The sequence below is a fragment of the Stenotrophomonas maltophilia group sp. RNC7 genome (genome assembly GCF_030910085.1).
GTDB lineage: Bacteria > Pseudomonadota > Gammaproteobacteria > Xanthomonadales > Xanthomonadaceae > Stenotrophomonas > Stenotrophomonas sepilia.
The window spans coordinates 1-24,115 of the sequence record NZ_JAVFVN010000889.1 but is presented as its reverse complement, the minus strand read 5'-3'; the positions used below and the strand labels follow the sequence as shown (position 1 = coordinate 24,115).

The following is a 24,115-nucleotide window of genomic DNA, read 5'->3' as shown; positions in this document are numbered from 1 at the left end:
TCACCTCTTCGGCCAATCACTTACCGGAACCCCCGATTTTCTGACCCCACTTTCCCATTCGTGAACATGCGGATTTCCTTGGCCATGATCGTGCCCTCTGTCCACGTCGAACTTGGGACTTCCATCGTCCCCATAGTAACGAGACTGCTTGCCTGTCGGGTGATCTGACCATGTATTCGGCTCACCACTTGCCGGCAAGCCGCGCTGGCCCGGAATTGGACAAGCTGAGCCATCCTCACTCTTGTTCATCATCAACCCAGGGAAGACAAGGTCCTTGGATTTCGACAACGCAATGAGTGCATTGGCCACTATCGATTCTGCAATTTTCTCTGGATAGATATATAACCCAGGCGGTTCGTTGCGACCGTAATTGGGAAGGTCCGGGTTTTGCTGCTGGAGCTGACCGTCTCCGCCCCCGTAGTAGCCTCCTGGGGGCGAGCGGACGGCACGGGCAATCGAAGACTGCAACCCAAATGGGTCCAGGAACGATGCAACATTGGAGTTCGCGTACACGTAACTGCCCCCCCCCCCCATCAACCCAATCGGATCACTCTGCGAATACCGCCCCACAGCCGGGTCGTATTCACGCTGGTAGTTGTAGAACAACCCACTCGCATCCGTCGCCTGCTGGCCCGGGAAGCGCAGCGCCAGCTCGAACGCCACACCATCCCCATCCGGATCAGCGCTCGGAATCTGGTTGCCGAACACCTCGCTCTTGTTGCTCCACTCCCAGATCGCCACATCACGCACCGGATCGATCACCACGCGCGGCGTGCCCAGATGATCCGGCTGCACGTAGGCCAGTTCCGGCACGCCGGCGCTCGGCACGCTGATCAAAGCCACCGGGTAGTTGTCCAGCCAGATGGCCTGCTGCTGCGCCTGGCCCGTAGCCGAGTAGTTGCCCAGCCACTGCCCTGCTTCGTCGTACAGGGTGATCTGCGCTGCGCCACTACCCGGGGTACGCAGTACGCGCTCGCCGCGGTGGTTGTAACCGTAGCTTTCCAGCACGGCATCGCCCTGCTTCACCGCGTTCATGCGGTTGGCATCGCTGTAGGTGAACGTCTTGCTGCCGATGCTGGTGGTATTGCCCACCGCGTCATGGTTGCGCGCTTCGCCGTCCACGGCGGTCAGCCGGTGGCTGGTTGCGGGATAGGTGTAGCTGGCGGTGCCTGCCGAGGTGGTCAGCGCGGTGCGATTGCCGGTGGCGTCGTAGGCATAGGTTTCAATCGGCGTGCCTGTCGTCCCGTCCTGGGTCTGGGTCAGGCGACCCAGCGCGTCGTAGGCGTACTTGGCCAGCACCGACGAGCCTGCGCCGCTCTTCAGCTCGGTGATCGAACCGACGGGATCGTAGCCATAGCCCAGTGACAGACCGCCTGCCGCGGGGTCATGCACCGCCTGCGGGCGGTAATCCAGATCCAGCGGACGCTGCAGCTGGCGGCCGTTGCCGTAGGTCCAGCCGGTCGCCGGGCCGAAGGCCGCATAGGTCACGTTGTTCACCACGATCTGGCGTGCCTGGCCGGGCCGGGTCAGGCCGATCTGGCTGATGCGCCCTTGGATATCACGCACGTAGTCGGCCACGCTGCCGTCAGGGTAGGTCAACGCAGTCAGACGGCCCGACTTGCTGTAGGCGTAGCGCAGCGTGCTGGTGACACCATTGATCGTCTGCACTTTACGGGTGACCTGGCCGAAGCGGTCGTGGCAGTACTGGGTGCTGCCATTGGCATGCAGCACCTGACCCACGCGCCCCTTGGCAAAGCGCTCGTCGGCGGCACAGGCAGTCGGTGCCACGTCATAGCTGTAGCCCACGTCCAGATTGGGGTCTGGATAGGCAATGCCGATCAGGCGATTGAGCGCATCGTAGTGATAGGTGGCAGTGACGCCACGCGCGTCGGTGGCCGTCTTGCGGTTGCCGGCGGCGTCCACGGTGAAGCTGCTGGCGCCACTGTCCGGGCTGACCTGCCCGGTCAGATCACCGAACCCGTTGTAGGCGTAGGTGGTGTGCAGGCCCTTCGGGTCGGTGACCTGGGTGACCTGGTCCAGCGCGTTGTACTGGCTGCGGATCTCCGCCGCGACGCCGCCCACGTCCTGCAGGGTCTGCGCCAGGCGGTTCAGCGGGTCGTACTGCTGGCTGGTCACGCGCTGCAGGGCATCGGTCACCGTCTGTGGGTTGCCGTTGGCATCGTAGGCAAAGCCGGTGGCGTGGTTGCCCGCATCCTTCAGCGCGGTCAGCTGGCCAAGCGTGTTGAACGTCCGCGCCAGGGTACGGCGCAGGGTGCCGCCTGCATCCAGCGTGTCTTCCTTGAGGCGGTTGCCGGCGTTGTCCAATGCGTAGTGGATCGTGTTGCCGCTGTTGTCCGCAATATCGGTCAAGCGCTGGGCGGCGTCATAGACATAGGTGACACTGCTGCCGTCCGGCTCGGTGACCTGCTGCACCTGGCCGGTCGGCCAGTAGCTGATCTGGGTCACCCGGTCCTCGGCTGTGGTGGCACCGCGCACGGTGACCGAGGTCGGCCAGCCGCGCGCATGGTAGGTGTAATCGGTGACCACGCCGTTGGCATCCTTGACCGACAACGGCCGCCCGAACGCGTCGTAGGCCAAGGTCTCGACCGTCTGGCCCAGCGCATTGGTCACGCTGCGCAGGTCGCCCTTGCGATAACTGCAGGCACCACTGGTCGCGCATCCCGCGTCGTCCGCGGTGTAGTAGGCATAGGTGGAGACATCCGCCACATCACTGCGTGGGCCATCCACGCTACGCAGCAGTCCCACCAGCGGGCACTCCGGCCCTTCGGCCTCACAGTAGGTCTGCGTGGTGATGCGGGTGTCATCGGTTACCCTGTCGCGCACGGTGATGGTGGTTGGCTGGAGGCGTGCATTGCGCGCGACGCGGACCTCACGGTTACCGACGGTCTGCTGCACCAGCCGATTGCTGTCCATGGCCACGCGCGTTTCGCTGATGCGCTGGTCCGGAGTACCGGCCGCTTCGGTGGTGGTGGTCACACTGACAGCACCTGCGACAGCGTCGCTGGCCTCGGCATAGGCGTAGTTGGTAACAACGCCACGGCGATCGGTCACCGACTGAAGCCGACGCCGGAAATCGGTGCCCTCGGGCAGATAGGTGCGACTGATGCTGCCGTTGCTCTCGGTGATGCCGTTGACCTTGCGCGGAAGGCCACTGGTGCCGCTGGCGGTCAACGCGTAGGTGCTCTGCTTGCCCAGTGCGTCGGTGACGATGGTGGTGCCTGCCGGCGTGTACTCCAGGCGCACGCCATCAATGCCCACGTCGGCTTGACTGCAATCGCCGGAATGGCGGCTGCAGGTGACCCGCCCCTTGGCGTCGTAGCCGTACCAGCTGTAGCGCCGGGTGTCTTCGGCGGTCACGCCGGTCAGGTAGCCCGGGAAGCGGGCGTCCTCATAGTGATACGTACGGCTGGCACCGTCTGCATAGGTCGCGGTGATCAGTTCCCCGGCCGGGGAGTAGGCGTAGCTCACCACAGGCTGGCCGGCGATCACCAGGGCCGAGATCAGTGAATCGTCGCCTGGCGCGAGGTACTGGACGTCCACGCGTCGGTCGGTTGAATGGGTGATGCTGAGCAGGCGGCCGCGGCTGTCGTGTGCATAGGTCAGCGAAGTACCGTCTTCAAAATCGCGGCGCTGCATCAAGCCATCAGCATCAAAATAAATGCGCTCTCCGGCACGTGAAAGTTGCCAGTTGGTGCCCTGCTGGACCGCGCGATCGCCGCTTCCGTCCATGGCTTCGTAGCTTGCCCCCACTTTCTGGAATGCGGTCTGCCCGCCATCGGCGCCGATCAGCCCAACTTTCAGTTCGGAGCTGGGAGGGAAGGTGGAATCGTCTACGCCTGCGGTAAGCCGCAGATTGTGGGAATGGGTCCAGCCCGTACCCAACGCGCCGCCCGCCGTGCTCGTCAGGGAGTGATAGTGGCGTTGGAAGCTCACCCATCCAAGGTTGAAATCCGGCTCAGGCTGGGATTTATCGCCAGTGGTCGGATCACACGGGTTACCAACAGGACACTGCTGCGGCGGCAGCGGCCCGCTTGTATAGGAGAGCATGGGCGACATGTGCGGCTCGTCCTGCTGGACCAGGGAGCACATCTGCAGGGCCTCATTCCACGTCAGGGACGGTCGATTCGGACAAAGCGCCGTTCTGGCCCGGCGCACACGCTCCCACCCCACTATCGACGAGCATTCTTGAGTGCTCTGATGATAGAAGTTCAAGGTGTAATGGAAATCCTTCTCCTCGTTGGTGACGCTACCGTCGTCGCCCCTGCCAAGTCCGAGGAGCTCCACCCAAGGATCCTCCGTGAGTGAAGTCGCCGGGCACTGCGGGTCGCTGACGCGGGTAGCGAGGATCACGCTACGAATCTGATCTTCGGATGAGTACTCCTGCCCTGAGTGGATGTAGACCCAGTCGGTAGTAACGATCTTCTCGGGTCTCACCCGGTAATCGTAGATGACCTTCTTTCCAAGGACGCGTTGGCGTTTGACATGCCAATCGAAGGGTTTGTCCTTTTCGTACTGGGAAAAGAGCGACTTGATGTCCTTCTGCACCGCCGCTTCGGTGGCTCGCGGCTGGCCCATCGACAGGTAGCTCTCCCATTTCTTCTGCACCTCCTGCGCCTGCGCAGCCCAAGGAGCCAAGCTCCCCAGCGCGATCATCGCCAGTGCGGCACACGAAATGGTCTTCAGTCGTTCCAACATCCCTGTTCTCCTTCCTGGACAAGCACAGCACCGGCAGGAACGAGAACGTGGGGCGGTTGCCTCACCACGTCATGCTTCGGATCGTCCCTGGTCCGGAATGCGGTCTGACCGCATGGGGGACGTTATCTCCGATGTCGTTTACACATTCACGTCAGAAACTGTGGAGTGGGTCGGATTTCAGAGTTTTCTGATTCAGGGGGGGGAACGTGTCGGAAATTCAGCCGAGCGTGGGCTCGGCTCTACAAGGCGAATGCCTCCAGAAACAGAAACACCGGGCAGTGCCCGGCGTCTCCGTCACAGCGTGGAAGGGTGTAAACCTCAATACCTCCCGTCGAACGCGAAGATCGGCTTGCGCGTCTTCCACGCACCAGCAGTAAAGTCCGGGAACTCCAGCGTCTGGAAGCTGTTGGCGATCGACTGCTCGCTCAACGGGGTGATCGCACTCCAGGTCACTGCGTCGTAGATGTCGATCGGCATCGGTGCCTTGGCCTTCAGTGCTTCTACAAATGCATGGATGACGAACCAGTCCATGCCGCCGTGGCCGGCGCTGGCGGCGGTGTCGGCATTCTGCTTCCACAGCGGGTGTTCGTACTCATCCTGGTACTTCTTGAACTCTTCCCACTGGTGCGGCGGGCTGCGGCCTTCGATGTGGATCGAATGGTTCACGTCCATCCACAGGCCCTTGGTGCCCTGCACGCGGAAGCCCATCGAGTACGGGCGCGGCAGCGAGGTGTCGTGCTGCAGCAGAATGGTCTCGCCGTTCTCGCACGCCAGCGTGGTGGTGACGATGTCGCCCAGCTTGAACTTCACCTGGGTACTGGGGTGGGTGGTGCCACCACTCTTGGCCACGGTGTATTCGTGCAGGCCGCGTGCCTTGGTCGCGAAGGCATTGATGTGGGTGAAGCGGTTGCCGCGGTTGATGCCGGTGTACATCGCGCACGGGCCGATGCCGTGGCTGGGGTAGAGCTCGCCGTTGCGCTCCACCGAATGCTCGGTGCGCCAGCGGGCTTCGCTCCAGCCCTTGGGCCCGAACTCCACGCCGCTGTCGTAGGGCTGGTCCGGATCGCCGGAATTGAACTTCACGCCGCGCAGGTCGTGCTGGTAGCCGGCCTGCAGATGCACCAGTTCGCCGAACAGGCCCTGGCGCACCATCTGCAACGCCGCCATCACGTCGCGGCGGTAGCAGACGTTCTCCAGCAGCATGTACGGGGTGCCGGTGCTCAGCTGGGTCTTCAGCACGTCCCAGTGGTCCTGCAGGGTGATGCCGGCCACCACTTCACAGCCCACGGCCACGCCGGCCTGCATCGCGGCAATCGCCATCGGTGCGTGGTACTCCCACGGCGTGGCGATGATCACGCCATCGATGCCCTTCTGTTCCAGCAGGCGCTTCCACGCGTTGGTATCACGATCCTGGCCATAGGTCTTCGGCGCGGGCTTGCCGGCCTTCGCCACCATCTCTGTGGCACGGCCCAGCATGATCGGCTCGATGTCGCACAGGGCAACCACTTCGACGTCGTCGCGACGTACCAGCTCCTTCAGCAGCACCAGCCCGCGCATGCCGGTACCGATCATGGCCAGGCGCACCTTGCGCCCGCGTGCCCATGCCGGGGTCTGCGGCAGCAGGCTGCTGGCGGCGACAGCGGCACTGACCGCGATGAATTCCCTACGCTTCATGGCAAACATCTCTCCTCTTGGCAGCGTGCCGGCCGCAGCCGGCACGCCAGGTCACGCAAACGGAATTACTTGAACCGGTAGCCGATGGTCACACTGTAACCGCGACCGAAGATGGTGGCGTAGTCACTGGAGTCACCCAGGAAGCTGTTCGGATCGTAGAACGGCAGGCGGTTGAACAGGTTCTTGACGGTGAAGCTCAGGTTCCACGCATCGTCCGGGCGCCAGGTGACGCTCATGTTGGCAGTCCACCACGACGGTGCACCATCGCACTTGCTCTTCTGCAGGGCCAGGTAGCCGCCGGTGCAGGTTTCCTTGTTGTTGCTCTCTTCGTCGATCTGGTCGGTGGCCCACTTGGTGCCACCCACGTAGTTGACGAACATGCTGGTGGTCACCTGCTTGTAGGTCCAGTCTGCATTGAGCGTGGCACGCAGGCGCGGGTTGTTGTAGTAGCCCACCACGTCGCCGTAGTACCAGCCGTTCTCCGCGTCCATATAGAAGCGGTTGCGGTTGGCGATGGTGGCGGCCAGGCCGATGTTCAGGCTGCCCCAGTCGCCCAGCGAGAAGCGGCTGCGCGCGTCGATGTCGAAGCCGTCGATCAGCGTCTTGCCGCGGTTCTTGTACTGGCCGACCACGCTGGCCACGTTGCCGGCGGAGTAGCCCGGCAGGGTGGCCGGGCAGCTCACGCCGCTGGCCGGGTCGGCGCACATCGCCGCCAACTGGGCAAGATTGGCACGGTCGCTGTCGGTGATCGGCGAGCGCGACATCGAGATGATGTCTTCCATGCGGCGGTAGTCCGGCGCGACGATTTCGTTGTCACGGTAGATGAACCAGTAGTCGGCCGACACCGACAGCCAGGTTGCCGGCTCGTAGACGAAGCCGAGGGTGGCGATCTTCGCCTTCTCAGGCTTCAGATCCTTGTTCGGCTGGGTCATGCGCGCCACGGTGCGGCTGCAGTCGACGTTCAGCAGGGTCTTGCCGAGGTCGACGTCACCCGGCCGCTGCGACTTCAGCAGCAGGTTGGCGATGGCGTTGGTCTCGCCGCAGCGCAGTTCGTCACGGAAGCCACCGAGCTGTGCGAACACGCCGCCGTTGCCGGACTCGGCCAGGCTCGGTGCGCGGAAGCCGGTGGAATAGGTGCCGCGCAGCATCAGCTGATCGAACGCCTGGTACTTGAAGCCGATCTTCGGCGCCACGTTGGCACTGAAGCTCGGGTACTTGTCCACGCGCACCGCCGCATCCAGTTCCAGCTTGTCGGTGATCGGTGCCACGGTCTCGGCAAACAGCGCGTAGGTGTTGCGCTTGCCGTCGAACCACGAGCCGCCCTGCTGGGTGATCAGGCCATTGGCCGCATCGGCGTTGCCCGGGGTGTAGAAGGTCTCACGGCTGGCGTTGAAACCGAACGCGGCGCGCATCTCGCCCGCCGGCAGCTGGAACAGCGGTCCTTCGATCTTGCCGTCCAGGGTATGCAGGCGGGTCCACGACTGGATGTCGAAGGTCGGGAACGCTTCACGGATCAACGCGGCATTGGCTTCGCTGATCTCGCCGAACTTGTACGCCGGGTGGTCGGAGATGATCACCCGACCGGTACCAGGATCGATCGTGTACGGCCCGAACGCCTTCTCGAAGCCCTTGGTGTTGACGTTGATCGTCTGGTAGGTGGTGGAGTGGGTACCGGCGCTGGCGAAGGCGGTCTCCCAGTTCCAGTCACCGCGGTTGCCACGCGCACCGGCCAGCACGCGGTAGCTCTTGTCGGTATTGCGCTGGCCGAAGTAGTTCGGGCCGGCATCCTGCAGCAGGTAGTTCAGGCCGACCACGCCGCCCATCATGGCCTTCAACTGCGGGCTGGCGTGGTTGTACTCGTTGTTCGGGCCCAGGAACGGGTACAGGAACTGGTTGACGGTGTTGCCGGTGTTGCGCGAGAACCAGCTGGTCGGGTTGCCAGTCGTGGTGCCATAGGTGCGCGGCGTGCCGCCGTTGGCGCGCAGGTCGATGTCGGTGTAGGTCGCCTCGGCGAAGATCTCGGTGTTGTCACCGACCAGGAAGGTGCCGTTGAGGTAGGCGGTGTTGCGCTCGGACTTGGCGCCGGCATCGATCTCGTTGTTCATCCAGGTTTCCCAGACGCAACGCGGGCCGGCCGCTTCACTGGTCAGCACGTTCTTGCAGCCCGGCGCAGCTTCCTGCACGCGGCGGCCGGTGACCGGATCGAAGGCGAAGTAGGTGCCCGGGTTGAACTCGCCCGGCTTGCTGCCCACGCCCAGGCGCAGGTTGTTGAGGTAGTTCGGGTTGTTGACGTAGTACTGGTCCGGACGCTTGTCGTAGAAATCGCTCAGCGGAATCGCGTCGCGACGGTACATGTTGACCGCGCCATAGATATTGAAGCGGTTCTCGGCCAGGTCACCGAAGCCGGCGGTGATGCTGGCCTGGCGCTCACCGTAGGAATCGATGCGCGAGGAGGTGTCGTTGGTGAAGCTGATCTCGGCACCCTGGAAGTTGCGCTTGGTGATCACGTTGATCACGCCGGCCACCGCGTCGGTACCGTACACGGCCGACGCGCCGTCGGTCAGCACTTCCATGCGCTCGATGGCCGCCGCCGGAATCGCATCGATGTTGACGAACTGGGTCTGGAAGCCGGCCGGCGCACCGTAGTACGACAGGCGGCGACCGTTCAGCAGCACCAGCGTGCCCTGTGCGCCGAGCCCGCGCAGGTTGGCCTGCGAGGCACCATCGGAACCGGTGAACAGCGAGCGCGCATCCTGCTGCGCAGGGCGTGCGGCCGGCAGGTTGTCGAGCACCTGCAGCAGCGTGCGCGCACCCATGTTCTGGATGTCCTGCTTGCTGATCACCTGCACCGGCGAGGCGGTTTCAACGTCGGTGCGGCGGATGTTGGAGCCGGTGACCTCGATGCGGGCCAGGTCGGTGGCGTTGTCCTTGCTCTCCTGGGCGAAGGCAGGAGCGGCAAGCGAGAACAGCGCGCCGGCAATGGCCAGCGTCAGCGGAGCGATCGAGCGGCAGGGGGGGCGGTGGTGGCGGGCGGGCAACATCGGGGTTCTCTCCTGGCAGGGGTGCGGCGCAACTGAGTGAGCGCGTGGGCGTTCGGCGGGCAAAACGCTCCCGGGCCACGGCCATGAGGGCCGTAGTCGGGATGGGGCGGGGGAGGAGCGGTGTTACGTGGGGGTCATGGGGCGACGATGCTGGCGGAGTCGCCCTCCTGGCCGATCAGTACGGCGTTGGCCCAGTTGGCACAGACCTGGGCGGGTTGGCTGCCCTGCGCACCCAGCGTGCGCAGGCTCAGGGTGGAAAGGCCACGGATGTCCAGCTCCGGCTTGACCACGCCGGGCGCCTTCACCAGGCCGCTGTCGTACAGCAGGCGGTTGTCGCCCCATACCTGGAACTGCAGGCCGCCGGCGTTGCGGCAGGCGTCGTCGATGCCGAGGTCGGCACGCAGCAGGTGCCAGCCGCCCTGCAGGCGCAGGTCGATGCGGCTGTTGGCGCCGACCCCCAGGCCACGGCGGAACTGCAGGCCGTTCATGCGCATGCCGGCGTCGCCACGGAAGGACTGGTCGGTACGCAGCTGGCTGGCCAGCGCGGCCGGCACCGGCAGCTCGGAGAGATAGCGCTGCCGGGCCGGTCGCTCCGGTTCCTGGTGTTCGAGGATGTGGAAGGTGGACAGTGCGATCGGGCCGACGTCGCGCGGCTGCAACGCATCGAAGGCGCGGGCACTGCCCTGTGCTGCCGTCACCATCGGGTCGGTGCTGCTGGCGCCGTCGCCTTCCGGGTTCTGCACGCTCAGGACGCGGAAGCGCAGCAGGCGGCCGGCATGGGCCGGGAAGTCGATGCGTTGCACGCCTTGCTTCAGCTGCAGGCGGCCACGGGTGATCGGCTCGCCCCACTCGCCATTGCTGTCGCCCAGGTACACCTCGTAATCGCGCACCTGGCCGTGCTTCCAGTTCTTGTCGTTGCGCGGCGCGATGTCGATGCCATCAATCATCCTGCGCTCGCCGAAGCCGATCACCCACTCGTGCGCGCCGGTGCGCACGGCCTGGTTGCGCACGCTGCGGAACCAGGTGTTGGGATCATCATCGAAGGCGTTCTCCAGCGCATGGCCGGGCTCCTCGGCCGGGCGGTTGACCACCAGCAGGCTGTCTGCGGGCAGTTCGCGGCCCAGCACCGGCGCGGCCGGATAGGCATCGTCGGCGGCCGCAGCGGCCACCGCGAAGTCCAGCTGCAGCTGCAGCGGCTGGCGGATGTCCTGTGTGGCCGTGCGCACATGCAGCGTGCCGCGGCGCTCCCGCGCGTCGAAGTACCAGCCCTCGTTGGCGCTGTTGAAGGCGGCGGCATCGGCCAGCGCCGGCAAGGCGCGGCCACCGGCCTGCACTGCACGCGGCGCCTGCCGGCTGAGCACACGCAGGCCGTAGCGGCGCTGCGCCAGCTGGCCGTTGTACTGGCCCTGCACCGCGTCGATCTGCACCTGCACCGGGCCGCTGCCCTGCGCCGGCGCCTGCACGCGGATCTGCTGCGTGCTCGACTCGCCCTGCTGGTAACGGCGCGTGTTGCCATCGTCTTCGTACAACGTGTACTGCGAATCGCCCTGCGGGTACAGGTCGAAGGTCACTTCATCGAGCGGCTTTTCGCCATCGAACAGCATCGACGGGTACATCGGCAGGATCGCGCCGGCACGCACGAACACCGGCAGCGTGGCCAGGTCCACCTGGCGGTCCAGCTGGCGGCCGTCGGCACCGGCCTGCACGCGGCGGCCGTCCCAGTAGTCGATCCACCCCCCGGCCGGCAGGTGGATATCGCGGCGCCAGCCACGGCTGGCGGCCTGGCTGCGGTACACCGGCGCCACCAGCAGGTCGCGGCCGAGCAGGAACTGGTACTTGTAGATCTCATCCTGTGCATGCGGGTCGCGCGGGTAGTCCCACATCAGCCCCCGCACCGGCGGTGCGCCGGTCTGCGCGGCCTCGCGCACCAGCCCGTACATGTACGGGGTCAGGCGCATCTTCAACTTCAGGTAATCGCGGTTGATGCTGCGGTACGGCTCGTCGTACCACCACGGGTGCTTGCGCGCATTCGACGACCAGCCGCTCATGCCCATCAGCACCGGCGTGAACGCCTTCCACTGCAGGTCGCGGGTGAAGGTCTCGGCGCTGCCGCCGAAGATTGCATCGACGTCGCCACTGGCGTAGGCCATGCCGGACAGGCCCGAACCGACCAGGGTCGGCACGTGCCAGCGGATGTAATCCCAGCTGCTGCTCTGGTCGCCGGTCCACGCGACGGCGTAGCGCTGGATACCGGCCCAGCCCATCACCGTCCACAGGAACGGGCGCGAATCGGAATTGTCGAGGATGCCGTTGAACGCCTGGCGGTTGGCGTCCATCGCGAACTGGTAGCCCTTGCCGGTCCAGGCCACGTCCAGCTTCTGCACGCGGCTGCCGGCCTTGCCCACTTCCCAGGCGATCTTGTCGACGCCGTTCTCGGTCCACAGTCCGGTGCGGAAACCGTAGCCGGCCAGCCCCTTCACGGTTTCCGGCAACTGCTTGTAACCGCAGCCGTAGCCGTCGTTGGGCAGAATCCAGCCACCGGGCATGTCGTGCTCGCGGTACTGCTTGGCCACGCTGTCGATCACATCCGGCGTGGTGCCGGTCGGGCCGTCGCTCCAGCCCTCGGGCACGGTGCCGGGCTTCCTGCTGTTGTCGCCGTCGTTGTAGCAGTCGGCATCGCCATAGGACAGCGCCCAGCGCGCCACCATGTTCGGGCGGCCGGTCAGCTGAGTGTAGCGCTCGATCAGCTTGGGCAGGTCGGCGCCGACGAAGTAGTACGCGTCGAAACGGTCTTCGCGATGCAGCAGCGTGGCCTGATCGGGCTGGCGCAGGTCGTAGCTGCCATCGCTCCAGGTATTGCGCAGCATGCCCCAGCCACGGCTGCTCAGCAGCATCGGTGCAGGGCTGGGGCGGTCGCCCTCTTCCCAGCCGCCGGAATAGGACACTTCCAGCTCGCGGCCCTTGAACTGGTAACGGCCGTTCTGCTGGCCGCCCCCGAAGTAGCCCTCATCGGCCTGCGAGGACAGCACCTGCACGCTCTGCGTGGCCTCCAGGTCCAGCGGCTGCAGTTCCTGCCACAGCGCGGTGGGTTGGCCGTTGTCCAGACGTTCCAGGCGCAGGCGCAGCGGCTGCCGCTGCACATGCAGGACCAGTGCGTCGGTACGCACGCGGATTTCCTGCGCGTCTTCTTCCAGCTGCGCCTGCACGTTCGCCTTGGGCTGCGGCAGCACGATCGGTGCGGCCTTGTCGCCGGCCCCGGTCAACGTGCCGTTGCGGCCGGCCTGCACGCGGATGATGTCGGTCGCCGGCAGTTCAATGCGGATGCGCGCTCCCTTGTCGGTCTGCAGGTCCCAGCCCTGCACGCCATCGCGGCTGGCGCTGGCGCTGACCGACCGCAGGTTGCCGACCGGCTCGGCCCGGGCCGTCATGGACGCCAGCATCAAGGCCGGCATCAGGGCCAGCATCAGCGGCGAGCGACGAACGCAGTTTTCCACGCGGACTCCCAACCCGTTCACCGGGCGTTTCGAAAGCGACTGGGCCGACTCTAGGGCAGCGATTCGAAAGATGTCAACAAATTGAAAGGAAAAAGGAAGATATATTCCATTGAAACGAAAGTTGTTGCGTCGCAATACTTTGTGTAAGCGCTTGCAGGTGCCTGTTAAGCATTGTGCGATACGGCATCCGGCCCGTTCTTTCGTTTCCCCGAGCACTCCCTGGCGGGAAAAGCCACCACGCCATTTTCTTTCTTTTTACTTTCGCTATTTGACATTTCGAAAGAAAACGCAGATGGTGCGCTGGCCCAACTGGAACCTCCGAATGGACGTCACCCTGCTTTCCGATGTGTCCGCCTGGCAGCGCCTTGGCGGAGCCGATACCGCTACCGAAATCGCCCAGCAGCCTGCGCTGTGGGAAGCCCTTGCACAGGACCTGTCGCGTGCCCGCGACCGCCTGCAGGCCTTCCTCGGCGACAGCCTCAACGATCCCAACCAGCGCGTGCTGTTCACCGGCGCCGGCAGCTCCGGCTTCATCGCCGAGATGGTGGCCGATGCGATCAACGCGCAGTGGCCGGCCGAGGTGCGCGTGGTGCACACCACCAGCCTGCTGACCCATCCGGCGCTGTACCTGCAGCGCGACCGCCCCACCCTGCTGGTCTCGTTTGGCCGCAGTGGTTCCAGTCCGGAAAGCGTGGCCGCGGTGGACCGCGTGCGCAGCGACGTGGACGACGCGCACTTCCTCGATATCACCTGCAACGCCGATGGCGAACTGGCCCGCCGTGGCGCCGGCCGTGCCGATACCTGCACCCTGCTGATGCCCTCGGCAAGCTGCGATCGTGCCTTCGCCATGACCAGCAGCCTGACCTGCATGCTGCTGGCGGCACTGACGGTGTTCGATCGCTCGCCGTGGGATGCGCGCGTGGCGCGCCTGAAGCAGATCGCCGCGCTGGCCCGCGAAGGCCAGGCGCAGTGGGACGCACCAGTGGCAACGCTTGCGCAGCGCCCGTTCAACCGCGTGATCTACCTTGGCAGCGGGCCGCTGGAAGCGCTGGCCCGCGAGTGTGCACTGAAGGTGCTGGAGCTGACCGCTGGCCGCGTTCTGGCGCTGGCCAACACGCCGCTGGGCTTCCGTCACGGCCCCAAGTCGACGCTGGATGGCAACACCCTAGTGGTGGTGCTGCGCAGCGTGCAGCCGCTCGCGCGCCGCTACGAGCAGGACCTGCTGGAAGAACTGCGCCGCGATGGCGTGGCCGGGCAGGTGCTGGCGATCGGTCCGCATTCGGATATCGGCGCCGATGACGATTACACCCTCACCGTACCGGCGCTGGACGATCCGTGGCTGGCACCGGTGTGGCTGGGCTTCGCGCAGCTGTTCGCGCTGCAGCGCTCGGCCGCGCTGGGACTGACCCCGGACAACCCGTTCCCGGACGGCACCGTCAACCGCGTCGTCAAGGGCGTCACCATCCACCATGGCTGAGCTGATCGCCCACGCCTGCTATGGCATCGACATCGGCGGCACCAAGATCGAGCTGGTGGCGTGCGATGCGGCGATGCAGGTCACCTGGCGCCGCCGCGTGGCCACGCCGCAGGGCGACTACGATGGTTTCCTGCAGGCCGTGGTGACGCTGGTGGCCGAGGCCGACGCCGCGCTGGGCCGGAATGATGCGGCCATCGGCATTGCCCTGCCCGGCGTGCGTGACCGCCGCAGCGGCCGCCAGCTCAGCGCGAACGTGCCTGCACTGACCGGCCAATGCGTGGCGCAGGATCTGCAGGCACGCCTGCAGCGCCCGCTGCACTTCGGCAACGATCTGCAGTGCTTTGCCCTGTCGGAAGCGCACGGCGGCGCCGCCGACGGCTACCCCAGCATGTTCGGCGCCATCCTCGGCACCGGTGCCGGCGGTGGCTTCTGTCTGCAGGGCCGGCTGCTGTCCGGCTTCAACGGTCTGGCCGGCGAATGGGGCCACTGTAGCGTGCCCGGCCATCTGCTGCAGCGCCATGGCCTGCCGCTGCTGGACTGCGGCTGCGGCCTGCAGGGCTGCGTGGAGCGCTATGTGTCCGGCAGCGGATTGGCCATGATCGAACGCCACCTCGGAGGCAGCGCCGTCGATGCCAGTGCGGTGATCACGCTGGCCGAAGCCGGCGATGCCCGCGCGCGCAAGGCGCTGGACATCCATCGTGATCTGCTCGGCCACAGCCTGGCCGCGCTGGTGCTGGCGCTGGACCCGCACGTGATCGTGCTCGGCGGCGGACTCTCGCAGTACGCGCCGCTGTACCAGCAGCTGCCGGCCGCCATCGCCACCCATCTGTTCAATGGCGTGCAGGTCCCGCCGATCGTGCCGCCACGGTTCGGCGATGCCGGTGGCGCACGTGGCGCTGCCCTGCTCGCCTGCCAACCCTCGTTTTCCTGATCTCCGGAGCCTGACCATGTCCCCGTTGCAGACCCTGCTTGCTTCCCACCGCGCCGGCGCCAACGTCGGCCTGTACAGCGTCTGCTGCAGCAACGAGCAGGTGCTGCGCGCGGCCATGCACGTCGCCCTGGCGCATGGCACCGTGCTGCTGATCGAGGCCACCTCCAACCAGGTCGACCAGTTCGGCGGCTACACCGGCATGACCCCGCCGCAGTACCGCGACTACGTGGGCACGCTGGCCGATGAAGAAGGCTTCCCGCGCGAGCGGCTGATGCTGGGCGGCGACCACCTCGGCCCGAATGCCTGGCAGAAGCGCCCGGCGGCCGAAGCGATGACCCACGCGCGCGTGCTGATCGAGGCCTACGTCGCCGCCGGTTTCCACAAGATCCATCTGGATTGCAGCATGTCCTGCGCCGATGATCCGGTGCCGCTGCCCGATGCCATCGTCGCCGCGCGCTCGGCCGAGCTGGCCGAAATCGCCGAGCGCACCGCCGCCGAACATGGCCTGCCGCCGCCGGTCTACGTGATCGGTACCGAAGTGCCGATTCCCGGAGGCGAAGCCTCGCTGGCCGAGGGCCTGCAGGTGACCACGCCGGCCGCCGCCGCGCAGACCCTGGCCATCCACCGGCAGGCCTTCGATACCTCGCAGTTGCGCGATGCGTGGCAGCGTGTGATCGCGATGGTGGTGCAGCCGGGCGTGGACTTCGACCACAGCAGCGTGCACGAGTACGACGCCTCCGCTGCCAGTACGCTGGCCGATTTCCTCGAACAGCAGCCACGCATCGTGTTCGAAGCGCACTCCACCGACTACCAGCGCGAGAGCGGCCTGCACGCGCTGGTGCGCGACCACTTCGCCATCCTCAAGGTCGGGCCCGCGGCCACCTTCGCCTACCGCGAAGCGCTGTTCGCGCTGGCCGCGATCGAGGCCGAACTGCTGCCGGCGGCACAGTGCTCGCGCCTGCCGCAGGTGCTGGACGAGGTGATGGTGGCGCAGCCGAAGTACTGGCAGTCCTACTACCAGGGCGATGACGCCGCGCTGCGCCTGCTGCGCAGTTACTCCTTCAGCGACCGCTGCCGTTACTACTGGGGCGAGCCCGCGCTGGTGCAGGCGGTGCAGACCCTGTTCGCCAACCTGGAACAGAACGCGCCGCCACTGGTGCTGCTCAGCCAGTACCTGCCGGAGCAGTACCGCGCCGTGCGTGAGGGCACGCTGGCCAACACCCCCACCGCGCTGGTGCAGCACCGCATCGGCCTGTGCCTGGGCGAGTACGCGCGCGCCTGCAGCGCCAACCAGGCCGGAACCCGCACGCAGAACGCAGGTTCGGCTGCCGCAGTTGCTGCGAACGGCTAATCTCTACCTTTCCCCGCGAAACCGAGAATGGCCATGCGCAACACCCGCTCCCGCCGGCAACAGATCCTGCAGCTGCTGATCGAGCACGGCTCGGTGCAGGTGGCCGATCTGGTCGAGCGTTTCGGCGTGTCGGCGGTGACCATCCGTGCCGACCTGACCCACTTCGAGTCGCAGGGGCTGGCCAACCGCACCCACGGCGGCGCCACCCTGGTGCGCACGCCGCCGCAGGAACAGGACATCCATGAGAAGGACGCGCTGAACCTGCCGTTGAAGGAATCGATCGGTGCGCGCGCTGCGCGCCTGGTGCAGCCGGGCGACAACATCATCATCGATTCCGGTTCGACCACGATGACGCTGGCCCGCCACCTGCGCGCGCATCGCGACGTGACGGTGATGACCAATGGCCTGAACATCGCCTGGGAACTGGCCAATGCCGCGGGCATCACCGTGCTGCTGACCGGTGGCCTGCTGCGCCAGCAGTCGCTGTCGCTGCAGGGCAGCCAGGCCGAGGCCAGCCTCAACTCGTACAGCTTCGACACCCTGTTCCTGGGCGTGGATGGCCTGGACCTGCAGTTCGGCCTGACCACCCACGACGAGGCCGAAGCCCGCCTCAACCACCGCATGGTCGAGCGTGCGCGCCGCATCGTGGTGCTGACCGACGCCTCCAAGTTCGGCCGCGTCAGCCTGCACCGCATCGCCCGCCTGGACCAGATCCACGCCATCATCACCGATGCCGGTATCGACGACGCAACCCGCGAAGGGCTGCAGCGGCTGGGCATCGAAGTGATCATCGCCGAGCCTCCCGCATGACCGACGCCCGTTCCCTGCACGGCCGCATCCTCACCCCGCTGGGCTGGCGGCGTGGCCAGGTCCACTTCGATTCACACGTGCGCCAGCTGCAGGTGGATGACCACAGTGGTGCTGACGACCTGCAGCTGCCGGTCATCCTGCCCGGCTTCATCGACCTGCATGTACACGGTGCGGCCGGGGTGGACCTGATGCAGGGCGGCGACGTGGCGCGCACCATCGCACGCACCCATCTGCGCTTCGGTACCACCACACTGCTGGCGACCACCATGACCGCCGGCCTGGATGAGATCGAGCACGCGCTGCAGGGCGTGGCTGCGGCGATGGCGGCGCCCGATGCCGACGCCGCCAGCATCGTCGGCGTGCATCTGGAAGGACCATTCATCAGCCCGCAGCGCCTGGGTGCACAGCCCAACCGTACGATCGAGGCGACGCTGGCGCTGGTGCGGCAACTGCACGCACTCGCGCCGATCCGGGTGATGACGCTGGCTCCGGAAATCGGCGAGCACACCGCACTGATACCCGCGCTGGCGGCAATGGGCATCCGCGTGCAGCTCGGCCACAGCGCCGGCACCTACGAGGAAGGCGTGGCCGCGCTGCAGGCCGGTGCCTCCGGCTTCACCCATCTGTTCAACGGCATGACCGGCGTCGATCACTATCACCCGGGCATCGCGGCGGCAGCACTGGCGCATGCACAGTACGCCGAGATCATTCCCGACCTGCAGCACATCCATCCCGGCGTGATCCGCCTGGCCGCGCGCGCGATCCCGCGCCTGTATGCGGTGACCGACGCGACGGCCGCCACCGGCATGCCCGACGGCGAGTACGCGCTGGGCGAGCAGCGCGTGCACAAGTGCGGCGGCTGCGTGCGACTGGCCACGGGTTCACTGGCCGGCAGCGCGCTGACCATGGACCAGGCGCTGCGCAACCTGGTGCGCGTGGGCCTGGAGCTGGCCGACGCCTCGCAACGTGTTTCCACCTTCCCGGCCGACTACCTGGGCCTGGGCGATCGCGGCCGCATCGCGCCCGACGCCCGCGCCGACCTGGTGGTACTGGACGCCGAACTGCACCTGAAGCAGGTGGTGGTTGGCGGGCGCGTGATTGATCTGAGCTGACGCAAGCGATGCGGCCCGGATGCCGCGCGGGCTCCCTGTGGAGCCGAGCCATGCTCGGCTCACCGCGCGAAGCGCGGCATGGGGAACCTCGATATCGGAACGGAAAGCAGCCGGGCATGGCTCGGCTCTACAGAATGCACTCTGCGACGAACCGCCGCCGGGCCTGGCCCGGCGCTACCACAGGAACTGCCGATGACCGCAAGCACCGCTCCGCGCTGGCCCGTACGCTACCTGCTCTTCATCGGCGGCCTCGGTGGCCTGCTGTACGGCATCGACATCGGCATCATCGCCGGCGCCCTGCCCTATCTTGAAGCGACTGCCAGCCACGCCTGGCAGCTCAGCAGCCAGCAGCTCGGCTTCGTGGTGGCCGCGGTACTGCTGGGCAGCGTGCTGTCGTCGCTGTTCGCCGGCATGATCGCCGACCTGATCGGCCGCCGCGGCGCGATGCTGCTGGCCGGCCTGCTGTTCACCGCCTCGATTCCGATCATGGCGCTGGCCTCCGGTTACACGCCGCTGCTGCTGGGCCGCCTGCTGCAGGGCATCAGTGGCGGTTTGATCGGTGTAGTGATTCCGCTGTACCTGGCCGAAGTCCTCAGCCCCGAGCGACGCGGGCGCGGCGCCGCGATGTTCCAGCTGCTGCTGACCGTTGGCCTGGTGCTGGCAGCCCTGATCGGCCTGTACCACGCCCACGCCGTGGATGCCGCCGCCGAAGCCGTGCGCTCGCTGCCGCTGGCACAGCAGGCGCAGGAGCTGTTCACGGTGAAGGACCACGCCTGGCGCACCATCTTCTGGACCTGCCTGGCGCCGGGCCTGCTGTTCTGCGCGGGCATCTTCTGGCTGTCCGAATCGCCACGCTGGCTGGTACGCCGGGGCCGCATTGATGAAGCCCGCCGCAGCCTGCATCGCGTACTGCCCGCTGCCGATGTGGAGCCCACCCTTGCGCAGATCCAGGCGCCGGAATCGAGCAGCAGCGACAGCAAGCGCGACCCGCTGCTCAGCCGCCGCTACGTGGTGCCGTTCCTGCTCGCCTGCGTCGTGCTGGCCTGCACCCAGGCCACCGGCATCAACTCGGTGCTGGCGTACGCGGTGAACATCCTCAATCAGGCCGGCCTGTCCGGTTCAGTGGCCAACGGCGCCGACGTGGCGATCAAGCTGCTGAATGCGGTGATGACCGTGGTCGCGTTGCTGCTGGTCGACCGCAAGGGCCGCAAGTTCCTGCTGATGCTCGGCAGTGGTGGCATCTGCGTGGCGCTGCTGGCCGCGGCCACGCTGTTCTTCCAGGCCGAGCGCGGTCGCGCTGATGTGCAGCCGCAGCTGCAGGCGGCGGTCAACTGCGACGGCCTGCAGCTGGTGCTGGATGATGCGCAGTGGCAGCGCCTGGGCGCGGGGATCGACCGCGAAGGGCGGCCGATGCAGCTGACCGTCTCCTATGCCTACGGTGATTTCACCAACGTGCGCGCCGTGCGTAGCGACAACCTGATTGATCGCGAACTGCGTATCGACCGCACCGGCACCGTACAGCCAGACAGCGTGATCGGCGCATTCTTCCGCAAGTTGCATCTGAACCCGTTCGCCGACCCGGCCAGTGCCGCGCAGGCGCCGCTGCGCATCGAACAGGCGCGCATCGGCCCGGTGCCGCCACCGGCACACGGCTGGGCGGTGGCCGCCTGCATCCTGGTGTTCGTCGCGTTCTTCGCGGTCGGCCCCGGCGTGTGCGTGTGGCTGGCGCTGTCGGAACTGATGCCGAACCGCATCCGCTCCAACGGCATGAGCATCGCACTGCTGATCAACCAGTTCGTGTCCACCACCATCGCCGCCATCTTCCTGCCCGCGGTGGGCCACTACGGCTACGCCAGCATGTTCGTGTTCTGGGCGGCGTGCACCTTCGTGTTCTTCTTGGTAGCCGCGTTCTGGCTGCCGGAGACCAAGGGCAAGTCACTGGAGGAGATCGAGGCACGGTTCGCGGGAAAGCGGGGCTGACAGCGCCTGCAGCTCAGGTTGCCCTTGTTGCTCTCGAGGAATTCCGAGATCGCGATCTTGGCCTTCTCCGCACCGGCAGCACTCACCGCGCCCTTCAGCGCATCCGCACCACCCAATGCGGCCATCGCTGCACCGGCCATGCCGTGCAGCAGCGCGCGGCCATTGCCGCCGTCGGCCCAGAACGCCTTGCCTTCCTCGGTCTCCGCCTTCTGGCTCAGGTAGCCGCCCAGGTCACCCACGCCCTTGAACAGCAGCTGCCCACCCAGCTGCATCACCTCGGCACGCTCCTGCATCTTGCGCAGGTCAACGGCCGACAGCGCGCTGTTCAGGTCACCGGCAGTGGCGACGATGCTGAAGTAGCCCTGGCTGCGGATGGTGCGGTCCACCGCCAACTGGTCGTCGCTGGTCTGGCTGGCACTGGAGCTGGAGGAACCGATGCCGATGTGCAGGCTCACGCCGTCGGTGGCGTCGGAAGCCCCTGCTGCATGGCGTCGCCCACGCCAGCGGCGACATTGGCCGCTAAGGCGACATCGACGAGCTACTACATCACGATCTCAAACTGCGATGGCCGCAGTGCAACCTGTACAGTTGAGGCGCCATGCTCGTCGCAAAACTCAACCTCATAGGCCTCCTCTGGCTCGGAGAAGAGGGCAACCACTACCCCGGTACTGCCACGACAAATCTCCTCCGAAGGAATGTCTTCTAGCAGGCGCACGACATCATTTGTTTCCACAGGCATATAAACTACCTCGAAGGCGCACATCTGATCTAATTCAGACATCATTCTCGCTCTCAATGCATCTCCCGCCTCGTCAAAAGTCCAATTCTGCGGAATGCCATGGCGAAGTGCATAGTCCAGATCACTGGCAGAAAAACTGAAGGATCGCAGCTACGTTTTACGCAAAGCCCATCATCGACACTTCAAATCAGGCTCAAATATAACCATGGCCTCTGAATTTTAGCCATAGATAGCAAAGACAACGCGGACTCCCGCCTCTGAACCATCCCGTACGACCTCGCGAAAGGGGAAATGCGACCATCCCTTTACGGCAGCGGGATCATGGCAAGGTTCGTAACACACTCTAGTTGAGAGGTGCCGTCCGGCTGGAGACCATAAACTCATTACGCGTGAGCGCACAGCACCCACCAGCACTCCAAAAGTGAAAGCAAGGCTCAAGATCAATATTGATTTCAAACAGCGGTCCAGCAATATACCAAGCCAAACAATAATCAGCAGCCAACCCATAAAGCGCCTCAAGCAGGGCGTACATCTGATCTGAATCAGATACTTTGCTCGCCCTCAATGCATCTCCAACGTCATCAAAAATCCAGTGCTGCGGAATGTCTTGGCGAAGCGCAGAGTCCAGATCATCGGCCCGAAACAAATATCACACTCGCACCAGCACAGATCTCGGAGATCTCTACATCACCGATCTCCCTTCATATTGACGCCTGCGCGCTCAGCCATTCACGCCCAAGCCGCACAATTCCATCTCTAGATGCAAATGATGCGAGCAAAAGATAAAAAGAGTCCTCGATCGCCCCGGATGAAACTACTTGCGCAGCCCTAAATGCAAGAATATGAGTAGATCTACACCGCCCCCAGAACAAGCCTATTAAAACGTTCAAGTTCCGAAGGACTTACATCCTGATACTCACAATTCAATCCCGAACCACAAACAAAGCCGATACGTTCACTATATGCGGCATATACCGAACCAGAGCTATCCACTGATGAGAACACATCCAAGGAGGGGCTACTCAGTTCCGATCCACACCAGGAAATGATTGCGCCCCCCTCAACAAACCATTCCAGTGATCGCCTAATGCATATCAACCACTCGTCCTCATCAGGCCAGGAATTTATCTTAACTTCGGCGGACAAATTGCTCATACCTTGCCCCTCCCACTCCCTGAATCTCACATCGACGCGACCACTCCATATGTCCTCAAACGAGGCACTATTCTTGCCAAATTCGCCAATCGAACCACAACTCCAATACCCGTAGAAAATAATTCCGCATACCTCCTCCTGATAAACAAAACGACCAGACTGGTCTGGAATGGCCCAATATATTCCGAGGCTGCCTTTCGTTATCATAGTCCGAAATTCTTGATCTGCTGCGGGGATGGCTTGATCACTGTAACAATATCTCCAGCCGCTATCTTGCCGCGAGGCTCCTTCGCCACAAAGATAACAACGTCCTCTCCGTTAATTTTCCCATAAAAGCCTTTAACCGGCTGCCCGCCTTGAACCATTACGTGATCAAAAGTTTTTATTGGTTTTGTAAGAATAGCCCGCCCAATATCCTGAAATGCCTGCCGAGCGGCTTTTGACCCAGAATTCTCCGTAATTATTCCAGCTTCAATCAAATGCCTGGCAGAGTGATCAATTCGACCGATGTTGGAGAGCGGCAGATTTACGACATCATTAGCGAATGCTACATGCCCTTCTTTGGCAGCTTCGCTAGCCGCATTCTGTACCGACTTCAGGATCTCCTCAGATTTGAGCACACCCTGCTTGGTCGCGGCCCCGGCGATCTCCGCACCCACTTCACCAACGATCTTCGCCCCGGGCAACCGCACCGGGATCAGGAACGTCGCTGCGCCGATGGCAGCACCGTTGCCGTCGCCCTTGGCTACGCTGGCGATCACGCTACCAGCGGCGCCAATGTCGCCACTGAAGGTCCCCATCATCGTCCAGCCGTCACCACCCCGGATCTTCGTTCCGCGGAGGTTGTTCAGATCATAGAATTTGAGCTGCAGGGCATCCTTGGATACGCCGGAGGACTGCAGGGATCCGATGACCTGCCCGTACAGCGCATCGTTGTTGAGAAGCTCGTTGCCATAGAGATTGAAGTTGTTGTACTCAGCCTCCGTCGCGGTGAACCCGTACGTCCCACCCATCTTGCTCAGGAACGCGGTTGCTTCGAGATCAACGTTCTCGTTGCCCACCAACCGGTTGACCTTTGCATCAACACGCGCGGCACCTTCCGTGGTCAGCCTGCGTACCGCCTCTGCTTCGCTGATACCTTCCTGGGCGGCGAACGCGGCAGCATTCATGTTGATCCACTTCACCTCATCCGGATGCAGCTGCCGATTGAACCGATCCCCGGTCACGGCAATGTTGGCGCCCGTGCTTCCACCCAGAGCCCCGCCCACCATCGCGCTGCCAACTTCCATCAGCGACTGGTAGTCCTCCCAGCTCAGGTTGCCCTTGTTGCTCTCGAGGAATTCCGAGATCGCGATCTTGGCCTTCTCCGCACCAGCAGCACTCACCGCGCCGTTCAGCGCATCCGCACCACCCAATGCGGCCATCGCTGCACCGGCCATGCCGTGCAGCAGCGCGCGGCCGTTGCCGCCGTCGGCCCAGAACGCCTTGCCTTCTTCGGTCTCCGCCTTCTGGCTCAGGTAGCCGCCCAGGTCGCCCACGCCCTTGAACAGCAGCTGCCCACCCAGCTGCATCACCTCGGCACGCTCCTGCATCTTGCGCAGGTCAACGGCCGACAGTGCGCTGTCGGTATCAAAG

12 protein-coding genes and 1 pseudogene are annotated in these 24,115 nt (G+C 64.9%); 6 read left to right on the top strand and 7 right to left on the bottom strand.

From position 1 onward, the window contains the following. The 4 genes from RCF13_RS22860 to RCF13_RS22845 form a co-directional block, all read right to left on the bottom strand. Entirely contained in the window at positions 1 to 4,716 is a 4,716-nt protein-coding gene (locus RCF13_RS22860; protein ID WP_308141565.1) for an RHS repeat-associated core domain-containing protein, read from the bottom strand. 318 nt (positions 4,717 to 5,034) lie between these two features. Then, complete coding sequence (locus tag RCF13_RS22855) at positions 5,035 to 6,390, bottom strand: Gfo/Idh/MocA family oxidoreductase (protein WP_134968249.1); 1,356 nt, start codon at positions 6,388 to 6,390, stop codon at positions 5,035 to 5,037. Between the two features lie 65 nt (positions 6,391 to 6,455). Continuing rightward, positions 6,456 to 9,431, bottom strand: a complete 2,976-nt coding sequence (locus RCF13_RS22850; protein WP_231352369.1) for a TonB-dependent receptor — start codon at positions 9,429 to 9,431, stop codon at positions 6,456 to 6,458. Positions 9,432 to 9,565: 134 nt separating this feature from the next. Beyond that, positions 9,566 to 12,925, bottom strand: a complete 3,360-nt coding sequence (locus RCF13_RS22845) for a TIM-barrel domain-containing protein (protein WP_231352370.1) — start codon at positions 12,923 to 12,925, stop codon at positions 9,566 to 9,568. Between the two features lie 322 nt (positions 12,926 to 13,247). Here RCF13_RS22845 and RCF13_RS22840 point away from each other — a divergent pair, with 322 nt between their 5' ends. From RCF13_RS22840 to RCF13_RS22815, 6 genes are all read left to right on the top strand, one after another. Further along, complete coding sequence (locus tag RCF13_RS22840) at positions 13,248 to 14,402, top strand: SIS domain-containing protein (protein ID WP_231352371.1); 1,155 nt, start codon at positions 13,248 to 13,250, stop codon at positions 14,400 to 14,402. Next, entirely contained in the window at positions 14,395 to 15,333 is a 939-nt protein-coding gene (locus RCF13_RS22835; RefSeq protein WP_134968250.1) for an ROK family protein, read from the top strand. The genes RCF13_RS22840 and RCF13_RS22835 overlap by 8 nt, the downstream gene beginning before the upstream one ends. A gap of 16 nt (positions 15,334 to 15,349) precedes the next feature. Then, the gene (locus RCF13_RS22830; protein WP_231352372.1) at positions 15,350 to 16,684 is read left to right on the top strand and encodes a D-tagatose-bisphosphate aldolase, class II, non-catalytic subunit; all 1,335 of its coding nucleotides are present in this window, start codon (positions 15,350 to 15,352) and stop codon (positions 16,682 to 16,684) included. 33 nt (positions 16,685 to 16,717) lie between these two features. Continuing rightward, positions 16,718 to 17,494 carry a DeoR family transcriptional regulator gene (locus RCF13_RS22825; RefSeq protein WP_049417055.1) on the top strand — a complete coding sequence of 259 codons (777 nt, stop codon included), beginning with the start codon at positions 16,718 to 16,720 and terminating at the stop codon, positions 17,492 to 17,494. Then, a complete protein-coding gene (gene nagA / locus RCF13_RS22820) occupies positions 17,491 to 18,606 on the top strand; it encodes an N-acetylglucosamine-6-phosphate deacetylase (RefSeq protein ID WP_134968251.1) in 1,116 nt (371 codons plus the stop codon). Before RCF13_RS22825 ends, nagA begins: the two co-directional genes overlap by 4 nt. 192 nt (positions 18,607 to 18,798) lie before the next feature. Continuing rightward, positions 18,799 to 20,586, top strand: coding sequence for an MFS transporter (locus RCF13_RS22815; protein WP_231352373.1), 1,788 nt, complete (start codon positions 18,799 to 18,801; stop codon positions 20,584 to 20,586). 541 nt (positions 20,587 to 21,127) lie between these two features. On the opposite strand, the gene RCF13_RS22810 is transcribed toward RCF13_RS22815, so the two are convergent. The 3 genes and pseudogenes from RCF13_RS22810 to RCF13_RS22800 all read right to left on the bottom strand — a co-directional run. Next, positions 21,128 to 21,370: a DUF4926 domain-containing protein gene (locus RCF13_RS22810; RefSeq protein WP_198422618.1), complete on the bottom strand. Its 243-nt coding sequence runs from the start codon at positions 21,368 to 21,370 to the stop codon at positions 21,128 to 21,130. A gap of 298 nt (positions 21,371 to 21,668) precedes the next feature. Continuing rightward, on the bottom strand, positions 21,669 to 21,971 hold the full coding sequence (locus RCF13_RS22805; protein WP_308141564.1) for a hypothetical protein: 303 nt from the start codon (positions 21,969 to 21,971) through the stop codon (positions 21,669 to 21,671). Positions 21,972 to 22,683: 712 nt separating this feature from the next. Next, positions 22,684 to 24,115: pseudogene (locus tag RCF13_RS22800) on the bottom strand (hypothetical protein); the annotation flags it as partial.

Excerpts from the sequence above, each read along its gene's own strand:
- RCF13_RS22810 (WP_198422618.1), bottom strand. The coding sequence starts at position 21,370 with ATGATGTCTGAATTAGATCAGATGTGCGCCTTCGAGGTAGTTTATATG.
- RCF13_RS22850 (WP_231352369.1), bottom strand. The coding sequence starts at position 9,431 with ATGTTGCCCGCCCGCCACCACCGCCCCCCCTGCCGCTCGATCGCTCCG.
- RCF13_RS22855 (WP_134968249.1), bottom strand. The coding sequence starts at position 6,390 with ATGAAGCGTAGGGAATTCATCGCGGTCAGTGCCGCTGTCGCCGCCAGC.
- nagA (WP_134968251.1), top strand. The coding sequence starts at position 17,491 with ATGACCGACGCCCGTTCCCTGCACGGCCGCATCCTCACCCCGCTGGGC.
- RCF13_RS22840 (WP_231352371.1), top strand. The coding sequence starts at position 13,248 with ATGGACGTCACCCTGCTTTCCGATGTGTCCGCCTGGCAGCGCCTTGGC.
- RCF13_RS22830 (WP_231352372.1), top strand. The coding sequence starts at position 15,350 with ATGTCCCCGTTGCAGACCCTGCTTGCTTCCCACCGCGCCGGCGCCAAC.
- RCF13_RS22835 (WP_134968250.1), top strand. The coding sequence starts at position 14,395 with ATGGCTGAGCTGATCGCCCACGCCTGCTATGGCATCGACATCGGCGGC.
- RCF13_RS22815 (WP_231352373.1), top strand. The coding sequence starts at position 18,799 with ATGACCGCAAGCACCGCTCCGCGCTGGCCCGTACGCTACCTGCTCTTC.
- RCF13_RS22860 (WP_308141565.1), bottom strand. The coding sequence starts at position 4,716 with ATGTTGGAACGACTGAAGACCATTTCGTGTGCCGCACTGGCGATGATC.
- RCF13_RS22825 (WP_049417055.1), top strand. The coding sequence starts at position 16,718 with ATGCGCAACACCCGCTCCCGCCGGCAACAGATCCTGCAGCTGCTGATC.